The sequence below is a fragment of the Vibrio sp. 10N.222.47.A9 genome (genome assembly GCF_963872585.1).
Classification (GTDB): Bacteria; Pseudomonadota; Gammaproteobacteria; order Enterobacterales; family Vibrionaceae; genus Vibrio; species Vibrio splendidus.
Window position 1 is genome coordinate 18170 of sequence record NZ_CAWNBB010000022.1, and the last position, 13125, is coordinate 31294.

Consider the following 13125-nt stretch of genomic DNA (forward strand, 5'->3'; position numbering starts at 1 on the left):
ATGAATTTTAAAGCGATTTTAGACAAGATAAAGCCAACGAATAATAAAGGCAGCTCTCAAGTTGTCATGTTAGGCAACGATGCCATTTATATTTCATCGACAGAACAAGAACCTCAAGTAACCAGCACTCCCGTGGTTAATGGGGACTGGGAGAGTGCGCTAAAAAAATCGCTTAGCAGTGAGGCGTTTACCAGTAATAGCCTCCAGCTGATTGTCTGTGCTAACTACTACCAAACCTACCAAATTGATAAACCGGACATTCCAGAGAGTGAATGGTCGGTTGCCTTGCCTTTTTTACTCAAAGATCTTGTCTCTGAAAGAGTGACTGAAATTATCGCGAGTGCAGTCGCGTTACCGACGTCGAATAAGCTGCAAGTGTATGTTCTGCCTAAAAAGCTGTTAGACAAGCTTTTGAATATTGCTAATTCGGTTCAGGTTGAATTAATAGGCGTTGCTCCTGAAGATGAAATCTGGGGTTACAGTGCTGGCGAACTGTCTAATTTCATCCTTTTGCAGCGCAGCGCCAATTCACACTTTAAGCTAGGTGCGTTTGTTGAAAATACTGTTTGCTTTCAAAGAACCATCCGTAGTGTTGTTCCACCTTTAACGGGTGTTGCATCAAGCGCTCTGCAGTTAGATGGTCTTGCTCTAGAACTCCAACGCTCGATTGATTACCTTTCTTCTCAAATTAAAGGTACTCAACTTCATCAGTTGAAAATCTGCTGTGATGAGGAAGATGAGTCTGAGTTACAGGGCGCGTTAAATAACACATTGAGTTCGACAGTTTCTCTACTCGTTGAAGGTGAGCGTGATAATTCAGAGGGCTTGCTGGTTAAGCTCGCGGCTGAAAAAGAGGCTTTTAATGTCAACCTTTACCCTGAACATCTCAAGCCTAAGAAAGAATATTTTACGCTGACCAATGTTGTTGCGAGTTGGGGGCTCGTTTGTGTACTGCTACTTGGTGGTTACTTTGTAATGCAGTATCAAGCTTCTAATCTAGATAAAGCCCTAACAGCTTTGCAACATGACTCGAACCAGCTTAACAAGCAAGTTAACCAATTGAATAGTAAGTTAACTCAGCATAAACCGTCTCCAGAGAAAGTGGCGGCAGTTGCGCGTCTCAAACGTGAGACTCAGGCTAAAAAAGAGGCTTTGAAGGCGGTCGGACAATACGACGATTCACAACAAGTCGGGTATTCTGGCGTCATGAATTCCTTAGCTAAATTAGGCCGAAATGACATCTCTCTTTCGCATATCTACATGACTCACGATACTTTAGATCTTAGTGGCTTTGCTCGTAACGCAAATGTGGTTCCTAACTGGATTGGTCAGTTTAAAAGTGAGCTTAATTTAGTTGGACGTGCTTTTGAAAAACTAAAAATTGGTCGCAATGATCAGGATGTGGTGACGTTTGAGCTAAGTACTCGCAGGGAGAGTAAATAATGCAGCAGTGGAACCAGCTCAGCGATAAGTTTCTTGCATTAAGTCAGAGAGAAAAATGGCTACTTTTCGTGTGTGGTTTTGTTGGCCTATCCATGTTGTTGTTCACCTTGTTGGTTGAGCCTGCGTATCTCGATTTACAGGCTAAAAATGCAAAGACGATGAATCTAACTCAGGCAAACCAGAGACAGCAAGGTGAGTTGCTCGTTCTTCAAGCTAAGTTAAACAAAGACCCAGACAAAGACATTAATCGAGAGTACAAAAAACTGCTGGTGGAGAGCCAAGATCTGTCACTTCAGCTTTCCCAGATTGTCGATGGACTGATCACGCCTTCTCAAATGTCTCAGCTATTGGAGAGTGTTCTTAATGCCGGAAATGGACTTAAGCTCGAATCGCTAGAGTCGTTAAAACCGGAAGCGATTTCGAATAATCAAGAGACCAGTGAATATTCAGGCTACTTTCTTCACCCTGTAAGAATGGAATTAACGGGCAGTTACTTTGATATTTCCGCTTATCTTCAAGCGCTTGAGTCTCTTCCTGTCAGTTATTACTGGCGCACATTTCAGTATTCGGTCGAAGAATATCCTAAAGCTCGACTGGTGTTTGAGGTTTACACACTAGGTACTAGACAGGAGTTTATCGGTGGTTAGAACTCTTTTGTTGTCATTACTTTTTAGTAGCCAAATGGCTTGGGCCGAACAGGATCCTACAGCGCCATTAGGTTGGTTGACGCCACAACAAAAAACAACGTCAGCTAAAAAGGCGCCAACTCGTTATCGCTTACCTTCTCTAGAAAGTATTGTGTGCAAAGGCGATACACCTTGCTATGCCATTATGAATGGTCAGATTCTCGGTCAAGGAGAAACGATCAGAGGGTACCGAGTTAAGAACATAGATCCAGAATACGTCACTCTGCAGAGAAGCTCTAAGCAGTGGAAATTAGAGATGTTCTCTTTAGATGTTAAGAATAATTAAGGTTAGAGTGAAGACATGCGTAAACTTGTAGTAGCAATCCTAGTGTCATCTTTAGTCGGCTGTTCGATGGGGCATCGAGATCCCGTTGAGATCAAAGAGTCTTTAAACGAATCGATTAATGAAGCGAATAGCAAAGCGCTTCGTGATCTTCCTTCGTCGGTACAAGATGACCTGATGCCTCAGCTTAATTCTGATGCCATGTCTCCGGGTATGGAAACCGTTAAGCGTTTTCGTATTCAGGCTAAAGGTGTTGAAGCGAGAACCTTTTTTGCTAGCTTGGTAAAAGGCACTGAATACAGCGCGGCTATTCACCCAGGAGTGTCTGGAAACCTTACTCTTAATTTAACTGACGTGACGTTAGATGAAGTGTTGGCTGTTGCTCAGGATATGTATGGCTACGATATAGAAAAACGTGGCAAAGTTATTCAGATTTACCCTGCAGGTCTGCGCACGGTTACGATCCCGGTTGATTACTTACAAGTGAAGCGTTCAGGTCGCTCATTGACGACCATCACCACAGGCACGATCTCTAACTCAGATTCGAATTCATCGAGCTCTTCAAGCTCAAACTCAAACTCGTCAAATTCATCCAACTCTTCTAACTCATCGAATTCGACATCGAATGGTGGAACAGAGATTGAAACGACTTCTGAAAGTGATTTCTGGCCACAGCTTGAAGCGGCAGTTGCTCACCTCATTGGTTCTGGTGATGGGCAAAGCGTAGTGGTAACCCCGCAAGCCAGTGTGATTACGGTTCGTGCTTACCCTGACGAAATTCGTGAGGTTCGAGAGTTCTTAGGTATTTCTCAGAAGCGTTTGCAACGTCAAGTTATCTTAGAAGCCAAGATCATGGAAGTCACTTTGAGTGATGGTTACCAACAGGGAATTAGCTGGTCGAATTTGTCTAAGTCGATTGGCAGCGGTGGCGTTGTAATTGATCGTCCGGCAAGTACTTTACCGCCGTTAGATGCAATCAGCTCTTTGTTAGGCGGACAAACTAACGTAACGATTTCAGATGGCAGCTTTGAAGCAGTTTTGAGCTTTATGGACACTCAAGGTGACCTTAATGTTCTATCGAGCCCGCGAGTCACGGCGGCAAATAACCAGAAAGCGGTTATTAAAGTGGGTACCGACGAATACTACGTAACAGATTTATCAAGTTCGGTCGGTAGTGGTGATGACGCGAATGTCGCACCTGAGGTTGAATTAACTCCGTTCTTCTCTGGTATCTCTTTAGATGTGACCCCTCAGATAGACGATAAAGGTAGCGTGTTCTTACATGTTCACCCAGCCGTTATTGAAGTAGAGGAAGAAGTGAAAGAGCTCAACCTAGGTTCAACAACTGGCATAGTGCAACTTCCTTTGGCGAAAAGCTCTATTCGTGAATCTGACTCAGTGATTCGTGCCAAAGATGGAGATGTTGTGGTGATTGGTGGGCTAATGAAATCAAATACCAGTGATGTGACCTCAAAAGTCCCATTCCTTGGTGATATCCCAGCACTCGGTCACTTGTTCCGTAATACCAATCAGTTAACGCAAAAAACTGAGCTTGTGATTTTATTGAAACCGACCATTGTAGGCGTTAATACTTGGCAATCTGAGTTGGAGCGTTCTCGAGACCTTTTACAAGAATGGTTCCCTGATGAAGAGTAGCCACTCATCTTCTCCATGTAGATTGGCAGCATCTAACTAAGCTAGGTCACTTATGTATCAAGCTCACTTTGGTTTTGAACAACTGCCATTTACCTTAACGCCGAATACCGATTTATTTTATGGTTTAGTGCCTCATTTCGAAGCGATTCAGACGGTGATCTCGGCGTTAGAAATGGGCGAGGGCGTGATTAAGGTCACCGGAGAGGTTGGTACTGGAAAAACCATGGTTTGTCGGATGTTGGTCAATCACCTACATAACTGTACAGCTCTGATCTACTTACCAAATCCTGTGCTATCAGGGGCAGACTTGCGCCAGGCTGTTGCTACAGAGCTTGGTTTAGCTGTCGATAATGAAGCAACCTTGGTTGATAACATTCAGCACAAGCTTATTGAATTGCACAATTCAGGTTTAAGAGTGGTAGCGATTCTTGATGAGGCTCAAGCTCTATCGGATGAAGCTCTCGAAACATTAAGGTTGTTCGGTAACCTTGAAACTGAAGATAAAAAACTGCTGCAAATTGTTTTATTAGGGCAGCCTGAGTTGGATGCTCGACTAGAGGCTTATCACCTTCGGCAGTTTCGTCAAAGAATCACGTTTAGTTCAACACTGAGGCCGCTGACTCTCGATGAAACGGTGGCGTATATTGATAATCGGATCGCTAAATCTGGCGGTAATCCTGAATTGTTCAGTTTGAATCAAAAAAAGGCGATTTGTCGCTCATCGTTAGGTATTCCAAGATTGATAAATCAACTATGCCATAAGGCTCTTTTGCTCTCGTTCAGTGAAGATAAGAAAAGTATCGACAACCAGCACCTGTTTTCAGCCATGCATGAAACTTACGATGTGTGTAAGCCTAAATTTAAAACGCCAATACTGTGGGGTTGGAATTAATTATGAGCGTCATAAATAACGCCTTGTCTGAATTGGCAAAGAAAAAGTCAGCGACTTCGATTGAAGCGGCAGTGGTGCCTAAAGTGAAAACACGCTCCCCATTGGTTTGGTTAGTGGCAGGTTTCACTCTGAGCTTAGCTATGGGCGGTTGGGCGATATCACAAGGCCCTACCGTTGAACATTCAATCTCAACTCGAGATGCACAAGTTCAGGTCTCTGTCATAGAGAGTTCTGGAGAAATGCAGAATGTTGTTACTCAAACACTCTCATCGCCAACCAAGAAATTAGTGACGCTAGATTTAACGCCCCGTTCAGCAGAAAGTACAGTAGCGGAAAATAACGTTCAAGCTAAGCCAACGACAACGTCGAGTACTTTTAAAGCGAGAACCCCCGACGCTACGCCTAAACCGTTAAGCACGGCTAAGGCGAGTAATGTTGACATTCCAAAGCCGATTTACGTTGCTAGCGTGGCAAAAAAAGATCCGGCTCCTATCTCTAATGAGAAAGAATCCTCTGACAGTTCAGCAAATAGCGAAATGTTGATTGAGCAGGTAGAGCTAACGCCTGAGCAGTTATCAGTGAATGCACAAGGGCGAGCTCAGAAAGCGCTTGATGCGAATGATCTTACTGGTGCTTTGAAAGGTTACACTGAAGCTCTACGCTACACGCCACGAAATGAAGATGTCCGCCAGAAACTTGCGATTCTCTATTTTGGCAAGGGTGATACTCGTAAAGCCTACGAGCTGTTTCAATCTGGCATCAAACTTAATATCAATAGCGAAAAGCTACGGTTGGGTTTATCTAAACTTCTGGTTAAAGCTAACCAAGCAGAAGCGGCTTTAAGCCCGTTAATCCACCTGCCACCAAATCCTACTCAAGATTATTTGGCAATGCGTGCGGCATTGAGTCAAAAATCTCAGCAAGAAGACATCGCGCTCGAGAGTTACCAAAAGTTAGTCGAGGTTGATTCAGATAATGCTCGCTGGTGGCTTGGTCTTGCGATTCAACAAGAGCGTCAACTTGATTTTTCTGCAGCAAAAGAGTCATACCAAGGTGCCTTAACCAGAATTGGAATCTCATCTCAATCGCAAAACTTTGTGCGTGACCGCTTAAAAATAATCAAAGCTTTAGAGGAGAGTGGCGATGCAAATTAGATTAAGAAAAAGGCTAGGTGATTTGCTCGTCGAAGAGGGAATCATCACTGAGGCCCAAGTTGAACAAGCTCTTTCTGCTCAAAAAAGTACCGGTCGTAAGCTAGGTGATGCGCTGATTGAACTTGGTTTCTTATCAGAACAACAGATGTTGAGTTTCTTGTCTCAGCAACTCGCTATTCCTCTGATTGATTTAAGTCGAGCCGTTGTTGATGTTGAAGCGGTGCAGCTTTTACCTGAAGTACATGCCCGTCGCCTTCGTGCATTGGTGATTGGACGCCAAGGCGATACGTTACGTGTCGCCATGAGTGATCCTGCGGATCTGTTTGCTCAGGAATCTTTGCTTGGCCAACTAGGTGACTACGCGCTTGAATTCGTTGTCGCTCAAGAAAGACAATTAGTGGATGGCTTTGATCGCTATTACCGCCGAACCAAAGAAATTGCGTCTTTCGCCGAGCAGCTTCATGCCGAACACCAAGTCAATGACGCCTTTGATTTTGATATTGCAGGTGAAGACAGTGACGAAGTTACGGTCGTTAAGCTGATCAACTCGCTATTTGAAGATGCAATCCAAGTCGGTGCATCTGATATTCATATTGAGCCAGATTCAAACGTATTGCGTCTTCGTCAGCGTATTGATGGCGTGCTGCATGAAACACTGCTGAATGAAGTCAATATTGCCTCTGCACTCGTACTGCGCTTGAAGTTAATGGCAAACCTCGATATCTCAGAGAAGCGTCTTCCTCAAGATGGTCGTTTTAACATTCGAGCCAAAGGTCAGTCTGTTGATATTCGTATGTCGACTATGCCCGTGCAACATGGGGAGTCTGTGGTTATGCGTCTTCTCAACCAATCAGCCGGCCTTCGTAAATTAGAAGCATCAGGAATACCAAGTGATCTGTTGGTTCGACTTCGTCAACAGTTACGCCGCCCACATGGCATGATCTTGGTCACTGGCCCGACGGGTTCAGGTAAAACAACCACCCTTTATGGTGCGCTAAGCGAATTAAACGAGCCGGGCAAAAAGATCATTACCGCGGAAGATCCGGTGGAATACCGCCTTCCTCGTGTGAACCAAGTTCAGGTAAACCCTAAGATCAATCTCGATTTCTCTACTATCCTCAGAACTTTCCTTCGTCAGGATCCCGATATCATCCTTATTGGTGAGATGCGTGACCACGAAACTGTTGAGATTGGTTTGAGAGCCGCACTGACTGGCCACTTAGTCTTAAGTACGCTGCATACCAACGATGCAGTAGACAGCGCACTACGTATGATGGACATGGGGGCTCCCGGTTATCTCGTGGCAAGTGCCGTGAGAGCGGTGGTGGCACAGCGATTAGTTCGTAAAGTGTGTACTGATTGTAAGATTGAGGATGAATTGGATGAACCTCGTAAGCAGTGGTTGAGCGTACGTTTCCCAAATCAAGTGGCTGTGCCATTCATGAAAGGTCGTGGTTGCCAGAACTGTAACCTAACCGGTTATCGAGGGCGTATTGGTGTATTTGAAATGTTGGAGCTAGAGCAAGACATGATGGATGCACTCAGAGCGAATGATGCGGTTGGCTTTGCTCAAACGGCAAGGCGGTCTAAAAACTACAAACCGTTGTTGGCTTCTGCGATGGAGTTAGCTTTGCAAGGTGTCGTGAGCCTCGATGAAATCATGCACCTTGGTGAAGGCGATGCTTCCGGTGCCACTGACCCAATTTATCTGTAGGGGTAGAGTGATATGCCAACGTATCGTTATGTAGGTCGCAGTTCTGATGGCAGCCAGGTTACTGGTCAGTTAGATGCGAATAACGAAGATCTTGCCGCAGAAAGTTTGATGAGTAAGGGGATTATTCCGACTTCAATCAAGCTGGGTAAAAGTGGTGGTTCAGTACTGGATATGGATGTATCGAGTCTGTTTTCACCAAATGTTCCGCTTGAAGTCTTGGTTCTATTTTGTCGACAGTTATACAGCCTAACCAAGGCGGGTGTACCACTATTAAGGTCGATGAAAGGCCTGACTCAAAACTGTGAAAATAAGCAGTTGAAAGCGGCCTTAGAAGACGTGGTTGCTGAGTTAACCAATGGTCGTGGATTATCAGCATCAATGCAGATGCATCCCAAGGTGTTCAGTCCGCTGTTTGTCTCTATGATAGGGGTTGGTGAAAATACTGGTCGTCTAGACCAAGCTTTGCTGCAATTGGCTGGATACTATGAGCAAGAAGTCGAAACTCGCAAACGAATCAAGACTGCAATGCGTTACCCCACTTTTGTTATTGCCTTTATAACCGTTGCTATGTTTGTCTTGAATACACAAGTGATACCTCAGTTCTCTAGCATGTTCGCACGTTTTGGCGTCGACCTACCGCTACCCACTCGTATCTTGATTGGTATGTCGGAATTCTTTGTGAATTACTGGGGCTTAATGCTAGGTGTGATTTTCGGTCTTATCTTCGCTTTTAAGGCTTGGATTAAGACAGATGACGGCCTAGAAAAGTGGGATAGGTTACGCTTAAAAATACCCGTGATTGGTGGGGTAGTGAATCGAGCGCTACTTTCGCGATTTTCTCGTACTTTCGCGTTGATGCTAAAAGCGGGTGTGCCACTTAACCAGTCGCTAGCTTTATCGGCAGAGGCTTTGGATAACCGCTTTCTAGAACTTCGCGTTCAAGCAATGAAATCAGCAATAGAAGCAGGTAGTACGGTTTCATCTACCGCCATTAACAGCAAAATTTTCACACCACTGGTGATACAAATGATTTCTGTAGGTGAAGAGACGGGGCGTATCGATGAGCTGTTGCTGGAAGTGTCCGATTACTATGACCGAGAAGTCGATTATGACTTAAAAACATTAACTGCGCGAATAGAACCCATTTTGTTGGTCATCGTTGCCGGTATGGTGTTAGTGCTAGCATTGGGGATTTTCTTACCAATGTGGAGCATGATGGATGTAATGAAATAGTCATGTTGTCGAAGCCTTTGTTTCAACGAGACGTAAAAAGCTTAAAGTGGGTTCAGCGCTTTATCATTTATGCCGTGGTTCTTTGTCTTATAGGTACTTTCCTTTCGTTCACGAAAAGAATTAATGAAGAAGCGCAGAGAGTTTCATTGATTGCATCAGCAAAGTCGATGCAACTAAAGTTAAACGAATATCATGAATATTGGTTGTTGAATAAGCAACCAAAGTTTGTGCAATTAGATGGTAATGGTATATCGTACGATTTAAGTGGATGGGTGATTCCATCGACAAGTGGTGACAACACTTGTCAAGAGTTACTTAAACTAGCTTCCCCTGAAAAAAAATTTAAAGGCTACACTTTTGAACTAAGGAGGGGAGAATTATTTGATGGAAGTTATGAATGTCGTTATCAATTAGTTAAAAACTCCACTTTAACAATAAATAAGTCAGTAGGATTCTTGGTAAAAGTAAGTTTTAATGAGTAACTGCTTGTATATTGTCATTTTTTTTGACGATAGTGGTTTTTTTGACACAAAAACATTTCATTAATTTTTTTACAAGTTAGAATACGTTTATATTTAACATTTCAAGGGTATTTCCATGAAAAAAGTAACAGGTTTTACGCTCGTTGAGCTAGTTGTTGTCATCGTTGTTTTAGGTTTACTTGCTGTGGCAGCGTTACCTCGATTTATTGATGTAACTGATAATGCAAAAGAAGCAAGTATTGAAGCTGTTGCTGGTGGATATGCTACAGCTGTGCTTTCTGCTCGTGCACAGTGGGAAGGGAACGGTCGTCCGGTAGCTGGAACTCAAGAACGACCACAAGTTGATTATGATGGTCAAGACTTCTGGTTAACGGAGTCCGATGATACTTACCGTGATGGCTACCCTTATGAACTTGAAGATAATAGTACTAACGGTATAGGTACCCCTACTTTTAACCCGGCAAGATGTGTTCGTCTTATGGAAAATCTTCTTCAGAACCCACCATCAGTGGCTGCAACGACTGCTTCTAATGGAGAAAAATATGTGGCGACAGCAGATGTGAATACTGTATGTCGTTATACACAGCAAGAAGGCAAAGAACATTATTTTGAGTACGACGTTACATCTGGTTCGGTAACAGTAACGCTAGACAATTAAGAATATTTTAAATTTAACCAAGTGAGAAAGTAGTATGAAAAAGCAAGGTGGTTTTACCCTAATCGAGTTAGTGGTAGTGATTGTTATTTTAGGTATTCTTGCTGTAACTGCGGCACCACGTTTCCTTAATTTGCAAACCGATGCCCGTGAATCTTCACTGCAAGGTCTAAAGGGTGCAATGGCTGGTGCAGCTGGTATTGTTTACGGTAAAGCCGCAATAAATGGTGTGGAAACTGCGGAGACAAAAACTGTCGTAGATGAGATTGATACTATTTATGGTTACCCAATGGCAAGTGCTACAGGTATTGGTGAAGCTGTAGACGGCCTAAGTTCTGACTGGAGTGTTGTTTCGACAGGTGTAGGTACTGGCAGCTTTATTGCCTATACTTTTAAGGAGCAAAAAGAAAGCTCTTGGTCTGCGACAGAAGGTTGTTTTGTCCGTTACCAGGAAGCGACGAGCTCCGCGATTGCTACTGCAACAGTAATTAATACCAAGTGTTAATATTGTAACTTGAGTAGGCCAGCTAAGCTGGCCTTTTTTTTACTTAAAATGCCTCACCTTCTCCACAGACATTAACTGTTCTCTGCGCTATAATTAATCAATTACTATCAGATGGTTAGTGTGCATCATGCCAGTAAAAACTCCTTTTTTAAATCGACACAATGGCTTTACTCTTATCGAGTTAATCGTGGTAATTATTTTGCTTGCGATTATTGGTGTGGTTGCGACTAGTCGTTATATAGGTCTAAGCAGTGTGTCTGCATATGCCGCGCAAGAGCAAGTGATTGCTACCATTCGTTATGTTCAGCTTGCCCGCATGCAATCAAACAGTGATGCCACTGAAGCAAGACATCAATTACGGATCAACAGCACTGGAGATTGCTTGGGATCTTTAGCAGGTTGTAACCTGATTGATACAGCTAGTTCTGTATCTGAAAAGGCGGATATTGCCGCTACTCGAAGCGATATCAATTACTTCGAAGAGGATGTGCTTTTTACACCTACAGATAAAACTTACACCTTTGACCTTTTTGGTAATCCGTCTGTTACTGAAACCATTACCGTAAGAGATTCTACTGGTGGCAGCTCTTGTGAGGTGCTTATTAACAGTCAAGGCTACGTTTCAGAGGGAAACTGTTCATGAAGCGTCACCTAGGTTTCTCTCTTATCGAAATGATCGTTGCGATCATCATTATGGGAATTGCTTTAGTAGGCTTTACCTCTTATTTGTATCCACAAATGCGTGAATCTGCGGCACCGCACTATCAAACTCGCGCGGTGGCACTTGGCCAGAGCTTAATGAGTCAAATCCTATCAAGGGGGTTTGATCAGTGGAGCGATTTTGATGGCGGCTCTATTCGATGTGGTGAGCTAAGAGTTCCTGCTAATGCATCAAACCCAGATAACAACTGTACAGATGCAGGCTTTCTTGGCTTGGATGCTGGAGAGTTAGTATCGAGCCCTGAGAGCTATAACGATGTTGATGACTTTATTGGTTGCTGGAAGACAGGAACCACTGCTGCTCAGTGTCGTAGTAATGTAGAGCACGATCTTACTGATGTCCTTAACAACTCTAGCGCTGATGAATACAAGAACTTTCGTGCGGAAGTTAGCGTTAGTTATGCGACAAGTTCCGATATTTCAGATACCACTCGTCCCCAAGATTTTAAGATTATCACGATTAATATCTTTGCCAGTCAATATGGGCCTTACACATTGACAGCCTATAAGGGAAATTACTGATGAAGCAAAAAGGCTTTACCCTTATAGAGATGATCGTAACCATCGTCGTCGCAATGTTTTTGTTCCTTGGTATAGCGGGATTTGTGCAATTTGGCATGAAGGGTTATGCCGACTCGATTGATCGCCAACGCTTACAAACACAAGCTCAGTTTGTTTTAGAAAAGATGTCACGTGAAATTAAACATGCTGTTCCCAACAGCTTTGATGTGCCGATAAGTATCGCTATGCAGAGGTGTCTGTCTTTCTATCCAATTAAATACTCGGGTTTTTATAGTTATGACCCTGTATTGATTGGTGGAGCGCGCACTGTAGATTTTCTTATTGGACAGGATAATCCAGTTCTTGGCGAAAATGATTTTATGGTGGTGAACCCTACTCGTCAGTCTGATCTTACGGATAATACCTCAGGTCAAAGAATATCGGTCAATGCAACAGAAGTTGTTCCTGACCCAGATAATGACCATCAATTTTCTAGAACTGACTCAGAAGTCAGCTTAGATAGTGAATCCATTGCTAACCGCCACTTTATTTATGATGTGAATAACGTAATCATTTATTGCTTAAATACAGGAATAAGTGAAACCGGTGGGTTTATTACTCGTAACGGAGAAACAGTCGCTGCGAACATTGATGCTGCTGAGAGCGAGTTTAGGTACCTAGAGCCATCTCTACATCGAGGTGGGCTAGTTCATATAAAGTTACGTTTTTCACAAAATGGTGAAGTGAGTGACTACATACATGATGTGCAGGTGCAAAATGTCCCGTAAGCAGAAGCAGCAAGGAAACGTACTTATCGTCGCAATATTTACTTTGGTAGTTATGGGCTTTCTTGCGACATCATTGAACCGTGTCCGTTGGGCAAGTAGTGATGCTCTAACCCAAGAGTTTTTGGGCTCTCAAGCGTGGTTACTTGCAAATTCCGCTAATGAGTGGGCTTTAACTCAGATTTATCCGGTGGGAAGCTCTGCTGTATCAGATGCATGCAGTGTCGTTAATGTAGTTCCAAGTATTGATGTGGCTAATGACAACTGTGCTCTAGAAGCAGTGCAATGCACGTCTATTGGAGAGCTAAATCTCGATGGTGAAGATCGCCGATTTTTTAAAATAGAAGCTACTGCAGCATGTGGCAATGACAATATTAAAGTAACCCGACGCCAAGAAGTATGGGTGAGGGAGTAGT

General features: G+C 43.4%; 15 protein-coding genes. All 15 read left to right on the plus strand.

What is annotated here, in order from left to right; translation table 11 throughout:
• The 15 genes from AACT19_RS05215 to AACT19_RS05285 all read left to right on the plus strand — a co-directional run bounded on the left by AACT19_RS05215 (position 1) and on the right by AACT19_RS05285 (position 13124).
• On the plus strand, positions 1 to 1443 hold the full coding sequence (locus tag AACT19_RS05215; RefSeq protein WP_076645608.1) for an MSHA biogenesis protein MshI: 1443 nt from the start codon (positions 1 to 3) through the stop codon (positions 1441 to 1443).
• Positions 1443 to 2090, plus strand: a complete 648-nt coding sequence (gene pilO / locus AACT19_RS05220) for a type 4a pilus biogenesis protein PilO (protein ID WP_004735949.1) — start codon at positions 1443 to 1445, stop codon at positions 2088 to 2090. The genes AACT19_RS05215 and pilO overlap by 1 nt, the downstream gene beginning before the upstream one ends.
• Complete coding sequence (locus tag AACT19_RS05225; RefSeq protein ID WP_004735948.1) at positions 2083 to 2415, plus strand: hypothetical protein; 333 nt, start codon at positions 2083 to 2085, stop codon at positions 2413 to 2415. The genes pilO and AACT19_RS05225 overlap by 8 nt, the downstream gene beginning before the upstream one ends.
• A 15-nt stretch (positions 2416 to 2430) precedes the next feature.
• On the plus strand, positions 2431 to 4068 hold the full coding sequence (gene mshL, locus AACT19_RS05230; protein WP_019350689.1) for a pilus (MSHA type) biogenesis protein MshL: 1638 nt from the start codon (positions 2431 to 2433) through the stop codon (positions 4066 to 4068).
• Positions 4069 to 4120: 52 nt separating this feature from the next.
• On the plus strand, positions 4121 to 4960 hold the full coding sequence (locus AACT19_RS05235; protein WP_076645610.1) for an ExeA family protein: 840 nt from the start codon (positions 4121 to 4123) through the stop codon (positions 4958 to 4960).
• Positions 4961 to 4962: 2 nt separating this feature from the next.
• Entirely contained in the window at positions 4963 to 6114 is a 1152-nt protein-coding gene (locus tag AACT19_RS05240; RefSeq protein WP_076645613.1) for a tetratricopeptide repeat protein, read from the plus strand.
• Positions 6104 to 7828 (plus strand): GspE/PulE family protein, encoded by a 1725-nt coding sequence (locus AACT19_RS05245; protein ID WP_076645615.1) that lies wholly within the window; start codon positions 6104 to 6106, stop codon positions 7826 to 7828. Before AACT19_RS05240 ends, AACT19_RS05245 begins: the two co-directional genes overlap by 11 nt.
• A gap of 12 nt (positions 7829 to 7840) precedes the next feature.
• Positions 7841 to 9061: a type II secretion system F family protein gene (locus AACT19_RS05250; RefSeq protein ID WP_076645617.1), complete on the plus strand. Its 1221-nt coding sequence runs from the start codon at positions 7841 to 7843 to the stop codon at positions 9059 to 9061.
• Between the two features lie 2 nt (positions 9062 to 9063).
• Positions 9064 to 9543 carry a hypothetical protein gene (locus AACT19_RS05255; protein WP_076645620.1) on the plus strand — a complete coding sequence of 160 codons (480 nt, stop codon included), beginning with the start codon at positions 9064 to 9066 and terminating at the stop codon, positions 9541 to 9543.
• 115 nt (positions 9544 to 9658) lie between these two features.
• Positions 9659 to 10201, plus strand: a complete 543-nt coding sequence (locus tag AACT19_RS05260; protein ID WP_076645622.1) for a prepilin-type N-terminal cleavage/methylation domain-containing protein — start codon at positions 9659 to 9661, stop codon at positions 10199 to 10201.
• Between the two features lie 34 nt (positions 10202 to 10235).
• Positions 10236 to 10703 carry a prepilin-type N-terminal cleavage/methylation domain-containing protein gene (locus tag AACT19_RS05265; protein ID WP_076645624.1) on the plus strand — a complete coding sequence of 156 codons (468 nt, stop codon included), beginning with the start codon at positions 10236 to 10238 and terminating at the stop codon, positions 10701 to 10703.
• A 127-nt stretch (positions 10704 to 10830) separates the two neighbouring features.
• Positions 10831 to 11346: a prepilin-type N-terminal cleavage/methylation domain-containing protein gene (locus AACT19_RS05270; RefSeq protein ID WP_076645626.1), complete on the plus strand. Its 516-nt coding sequence runs from the start codon at positions 10831 to 10833 to the stop codon at positions 11344 to 11346.
• The gene (locus AACT19_RS05275; protein WP_076645628.1) at positions 11343 to 11945 is read left to right on the plus strand and encodes a prepilin-type N-terminal cleavage/methylation domain-containing protein; all 603 of its coding nucleotides are present in this window, start codon (positions 11343 to 11345) and stop codon (positions 11943 to 11945) included. Before AACT19_RS05270 ends, AACT19_RS05275 begins: the two co-directional genes overlap by 4 nt.
• Positions 11945 to 12712, plus strand: a complete 768-nt coding sequence (locus AACT19_RS05280) for a PilW family protein (protein WP_076645630.1) — start codon at positions 11945 to 11947, stop codon at positions 12710 to 12712. Before AACT19_RS05275 ends, AACT19_RS05280 begins: the two co-directional genes overlap by 1 nt.
• Positions 12702 to 13124, plus strand: coding sequence for an MSHA biogenesis protein MshP (locus tag AACT19_RS05285; protein ID WP_076645632.1), 423 nt, complete (start codon positions 12702 to 12704; stop codon positions 13122 to 13124). Before AACT19_RS05280 ends, AACT19_RS05285 begins: the two co-directional genes overlap by 11 nt.
• Position 13125 lies beyond the last annotated feature (1 nt).

What these genes read in the sequence shown, in the direction of transcription:
- AACT19_RS05215 (WP_076645608.1), top strand. Translation starts at nt 1, where the DNA reads ATGAATTTTAAAGCGATTTTAGACAAGATAAAGCCAACGAATAATAAA.
- pilO (WP_004735949.1), top strand. Translation starts at nt 1,443, where the DNA reads ATGCAGCAGTGGAACCAGCTCAGCGATAAGTTTCTTGCATTAAGTCAG.
- mshL (WP_019350689.1), top strand. Translation starts at nt 2,431, where the DNA reads ATGCGTAAACTTGTAGTAGCAATCCTAGTGTCATCTTTAGTCGGCTGT.
- AACT19_RS05235 (WP_076645610.1), top strand. Translation starts at nt 4,121, where the DNA reads ATGTATCAAGCTCACTTTGGTTTTGAACAACTGCCATTTACCTTAACG.
- AACT19_RS05240 (WP_076645613.1), top strand. Translation starts at nt 4,963, where the DNA reads ATGAGCGTCATAAATAACGCCTTGTCTGAATTGGCAAAGAAAAAGTCA.
- AACT19_RS05245 (WP_076645615.1), top strand. Translation starts at nt 6,104, where the DNA reads ATGCAAATTAGATTAAGAAAAAGGCTAGGTGATTTGCTCGTCGAAGAG.
- AACT19_RS05250 (WP_076645617.1), top strand. Translation starts at nt 7,841, where the DNA reads ATGCCAACGTATCGTTATGTAGGTCGCAGTTCTGATGGCAGCCAGGTT.
- AACT19_RS05255 (WP_076645620.1), top strand. Translation starts at nt 9,064, where the DNA reads ATGTTGTCGAAGCCTTTGTTTCAACGAGACGTAAAAAGCTTAAAGTGG.
- AACT19_RS05260 (WP_076645622.1), top strand. Translation starts at nt 9,659, where the DNA reads ATGAAAAAAGTAACAGGTTTTACGCTCGTTGAGCTAGTTGTTGTCATC.
- AACT19_RS05265 (WP_076645624.1), top strand. Translation starts at nt 10,236, where the DNA reads ATGAAAAAGCAAGGTGGTTTTACCCTAATCGAGTTAGTGGTAGTGATT.
- AACT19_RS05270 (WP_076645626.1), top strand. Translation starts at nt 10,831, where the DNA reads ATGCCAGTAAAAACTCCTTTTTTAAATCGACACAATGGCTTTACTCTT.
- AACT19_RS05275 (WP_076645628.1), top strand. Translation starts at nt 11,343, where the DNA reads ATGAAGCGTCACCTAGGTTTCTCTCTTATCGAAATGATCGTTGCGATC.
- AACT19_RS05280 (WP_076645630.1), top strand. Translation starts at nt 11,945, where the DNA reads ATGAAGCAAAAAGGCTTTACCCTTATAGAGATGATCGTAACCATCGTC.
- AACT19_RS05285 (WP_076645632.1), top strand. Translation starts at nt 12,702, where the DNA reads ATGTCCCGTAAGCAGAAGCAGCAAGGAAACGTACTTATCGTCGCAATA.